The 3520-nt window shown below is 40.5% G+C and carries 2 protein-coding genes and 1 pseudogene; all 3 read left to right on the plus strand.

Translation table 11 applies throughout. The features are described 5' to 3' along the window. A pseudogene (locus F6K20_RS29545) lies at window positions 1-515 on the plus strand (hypothetical protein); the annotation flags it as partial. Next, window positions 505-1890: a hypothetical protein gene (locus F6K20_RS29550; RefSeq protein WP_009149095.1), complete on the plus strand. Its 1386-nt coding sequence runs from the start codon at window positions 505-507 to the stop codon at window positions 1888-1890. The pseudogene F6K20_RS29545 and the gene F6K20_RS29550, both read left to right, overlap by 11 nt. Window positions 1891-2027: 137 nt before the next feature. Next, on the plus strand, window positions 2028-3520 hold a 1493-nt coding region (locus F6K20_RS29555), incomplete at its 3' end, for a type IV secretory system conjugative DNA transfer family protein (protein ID WP_287297074.1).

The following is a 3520-nucleotide window of genomic DNA, read 5'->3' on the forward strand; positions in this document are numbered from 1 at the left end:
CTAAAAAAAACTGTGAGTATAATCAGGCAACTGTAATTCATTTGCGCCGGATTGAACAACTTGATATTCCTGGTATACCAAAGACAAATAGCACACTTTTGACAGTAGTTACTCGTTCTGTTGAGGGTAGGCAAATTTACTTATTTAAAGTGACTCCAGCTGACCGACCTAGCGAAGTAGTCATTGAGTTTAATAAGCCTACTCCTTCCGTAGACTTTATAGTCGTCGATGCCATAGAGCGGGGGATCTTTCGAGCAACCTTACAAGGACTTTTAGTCAAGGGTTCAGAACTTCATAGAAAGTTAGATAATTTCGTAGTTTTTATCAAAGACGGTCAGACTATTTCAAATGCCGCCACTCAAGCCGGTATTTCTTTGGAATTGGCAGATAAATTGCAAAAAATGGGTCGTCGTCCAACTGTTCCAACAGCCATTTCACAAATGAATGAACAGAAAAACACCATTGAAGTCCTAACTAAAGAAGTCGTAATCCAGGAGAAAAATAATGAGCAGTAAGCATCAGAGAAAATCCAATAAAAATAAACCTTGGTTGCAAATGGATAAGCATAGGCGAAAAGGGTTTATTTTACTATATTGGTTCGTCACTGGCTTAGGTCTTTGCTTTTTACTTTCTGGTATTCTTATTGCCTCTGGATTAAGAATGCCAACAGCGGTCGCAACTCTTACTCCTGTTCAAAACAGTAAACTACCAGTAAAAGAAACGAAAATTGAACCCAAGGTAGAAGCACAAGTAAAACCACACGTAAAACCAAACGTAAAACCCAAGGTAGCATTAAATGCTGCAAGTTATCCTCTGAAAGACTATCTGCCAACCACCGCTTGGGAGGGAACTAAACTACCAAATTGGAATCAAGTCACCTTCGGAAGTTTTCCCGGTATTTCTCAAGGGGGTTCTTTTCAAGCCTCCTCAGACGTGATTAAAGCCGTAGGTTATGACCCATCAAGGATATGGTTAGCTGGTCAAACACCAGACCAATATATGAAATTAGGAGACTTTCAGCAGATATTTGAGCTACAAAATTTTAGCTTGAATAACATTATGTCCCTAACCGGATTCGACTTAGGAAATCTTTCCTTAGCAGATTTTGGGTTAATGAGCTCCCAAACCTTAGGTAGCTTAGTAGACGCCATCCCTGATTTGGAGAGATATACTATAGAACAGCTGCAACCAGTCTTTGGTTTACTATCGATCAATTTGGCCAGTAGCTTTGACCCAACAGAAACCTTAGGAGACTTTTTAGCATTCTCACCCCACCTCAGAGACCTTTCCTTTGACACCCTTGACCTATCAGGTTATACCTTAGATTCCCTACCTGGTATTGATGTTGCTCCCTTGGCTGCATTTAAGGATTGGCAGAATACCAATATCGCTCAAGTTCCTGGCTTATCCCAAGTACCATTTTCCCAATTTCCCAATCCGATTCAAGCACAAGGAAGCGCCATTGGTATTTTGGATATTGCCTTTGGCATAGCTGAATCTCAACGCTATAATACCATTTCCGGTAGTGATCAAGAAGGATTTAAAGTTCCCTGTGACAGTGAATGTGCTCATATCGAATTAGCTGGTCAACCAAGTATCAAAGGTAAGCAGTGGATTAGTGGTAAATATCAAGAAGTTCAGGGAGGTTCCGGTTTTTTAGGACAAATAAATGATGGGATGGAACCCACTGGTAGACACCCCTTTGGCGATGCCTTTAAGGTAGTAGTTTGGGATACATCAGAAACAGAAGGCTCTGCTGGTACAGCCTTGTTTTTCCGCTATTGTATCCGTAACACTTTTGTGGATTTAGGTTGTACACCCTATTTCATTGGTCCTGTACCATTTCTATCCTACCAGGAGAAAGATCCAATCTTTTTAGGCTTACTTTAGTCATTAATTTGAAAATTGTTAATTGTTACAGGACTTACGCAAAATTAGTATAATTAGTTAATAACGCACCCTACCGAGAGATTGATTGCATAAGTCCTGTGTTTATTGTCCTTTTTCAATTTTCAATTTAAAAAAAAATGAAACAGACTCCAAATCATGTTGTTAGTCTACCTCCGGGATTAATTTATCAGCAACTTACCAAAGAAAATCTTATAGATTTTTCCCAAACTAATCAGGGAATCACCATCACCAGCTGTTTGATAGCTTTGGGTTTGCTAGCGATAATACCGGATGGCAAGAAAGGTCAATTAGCTACAGGTTATTGGGGAGGGAAAAAGGAGAAAAAAGCTGCTCGTAAAAAAGCTCAGGCACAGATGGCTAATCTTTCCAGAAACTCCGTTGCTCTCTACGTCGGCACTCCCGAAGACATTCAGAAGCGTCAGGAGCAAGAATGGATAAAGCAGGGGAAATTGAAAAAGCAACTGAAACCTGAAGCTTTCAATTGGTTTAAGCCTGCTGCCGAGTCCTTATATCTTCCCGATGCCCAACGAGGAATTGCCGCCATTGGAGCCAGTGGTTCAGGCAAATCCTTTTCAGTCTGTGACCCTCTAATTCGTTCATCCCTTGACCAAGGATTTCCTACAATTATATATGACTTCAAATATCCAGCGCAAGCAAAACGAGCTGTGGGTTATGCTTTAAAAAGAGGTTATAACGTACATATTTTTGCCCCTGGTTTTCCCGAGTCAGATGTCTGTAATCCCTTGGATTTACTCAAAGATGAAGAAGATGCGATCGCAGCCGGTCAAATCGCCCAAGTCATTAACCGAAATACAGATTTAACTGGCGGAAAAGCCAGTGGTGATAAGTTCTTTGAAGATGCGGGTGATAGTTTAGTCGAAGGAATCTTTTTGTTAACAAAGGCAGTTGGTACCTTAGTAGAAAATCAGCGATATTGTGATATAATGACAGCACAGGCAATTTTAAGTTTGCCTGACCTAGTTAGCCGATTGGAATTTGCTTCCCAGGAGAAATTAAATGTCTGGACCACTCGCCCCCTATCCCAAATCATTAGCATCAAAGAAAGTGAAAAAACCGTAGCCGGTATTATCGGAATTGCTCAGAGAACCTTCCAAAAATTCTTGAAAAAAGACTTTATGGGAGCATTTTGCGGAAAAACCACCTTACCTTTAGATTTAGAAGGAAAACAACTCATCGTCTTTGGGTTAGATCGAAATAACCGGGATATTGTCGGACCACTATTAGCAACAATCCTCCATATGGTAATTAACCGAAATGTATCCCGAATTAAACCTCGAACAGACCCTCTAGTTGTTTCCCTAGATGAGCTACCAAGTTTGTACTTACCCCAGCTGGTAAACTGGTTAAATGAAAACCGAGAAGATGGGTTTTGTGGTATTCTAGGCTATCAAAACTTAGGACAATTAGAAAACAGGTATGGCAAAGAGCTGACCAGAGCTATTCTAGGAGGTACAGCTACAAAGTTCATCTTTAATCCCCAAGATCCAGACTCCGCTAAAACCTTCTCTGACCTATTAGGAGAGTTTCAAATTCATTTCAAATCCAAATCCAAGAGTAGTGGTACAGGGGGCAGTTCTCACTCTAAATC

Source organism: Moorena sp. SIO2C4 (genome assembly GCF_010672485.1).
GTDB classification, from domain to species: Bacteria; Cyanobacteriota; Cyanobacteriia; order Cyanobacteriales; family Coleofasciculaceae; genus Moorena; species Moorena producens.